The 694-nt window shown below is 63.0% G+C and carries 1 pseudogene; it reads left to right on the forward strand.

The annotated features are described in order from the left end of the window. Positions 1 to 370: 370 nt before the first annotated feature. A pseudogene (locus tag BN1127_RS03560) lies at positions 371 to 694 on the forward strand (4-phosphoerythronate dehydrogenase); the annotation flags it as partial.

Consider the following 694-nt stretch of genomic DNA (forward strand, 5'->3'; position numbering starts at 1 on the left):
CAGCAGCAGCGGCAGCAGCAGTATGGCGTTGAAACCAAGCACCCGGCGGCGTGGCAACGAAGAGGCATGAGTCGGCATGAGAGGGCTCGTAACAGGTGCACATGACAGGGCGGATGATAAAGAGGCGTCATTGTGCCAGCCCGTCCCCCCTGGTCAAGCCAGGGGGCGCGAGGGCAACATGTTGTTACATATGAGTGCGATGCACCATCTGTGGATGCCCGGGAACCCGCTTCGACGCCCTGGCTCCCTGTCGCCTTAAGAGAGTGGCGCACTCTTTGCCCACGACAGCCCGAGAACAAGTCTCTGAAAATTCGGCCCGCTTGGGCTAGAATGGCGCGCCTGTGGCCGGTTGTGGATGAGAAGAGAGCCGATGAAGATCGTCGTTGATGAAAATATGCCCCATGCCTGCGAGCTGTTTGCCGAATTTGGCGAAGTCGTGCCCCTGCCCGGGCGGCAGATAGGGGCGGCGGATCTGCAGGATGCCGACGTGCTGCTGGTGCGCTCGGTGACCCGGGTCGATGCCGGGCTGCTCGCCAGCTGTCCGCGGCTCGGCTTCGTCGGCACCGCCACCATAGGCACGGATCACATCGACACCGCTCTCCTGGCCGAGCGGGGCATCCCCTTCTTCAGTGCCCCTGGCTGCAACAAGTATTCGGTGGGCGACTATGTGCTCTCGGCCCTGCTGGTGCTGGCG

Origin of the sequence: Aeromonas media, from assembly GCF_000819985.1 — a bacterium.
Taxonomy (GTDB): Bacteria; Pseudomonadota; Gammaproteobacteria; order Enterobacterales; family Aeromonadaceae; genus Aeromonas; species Aeromonas media.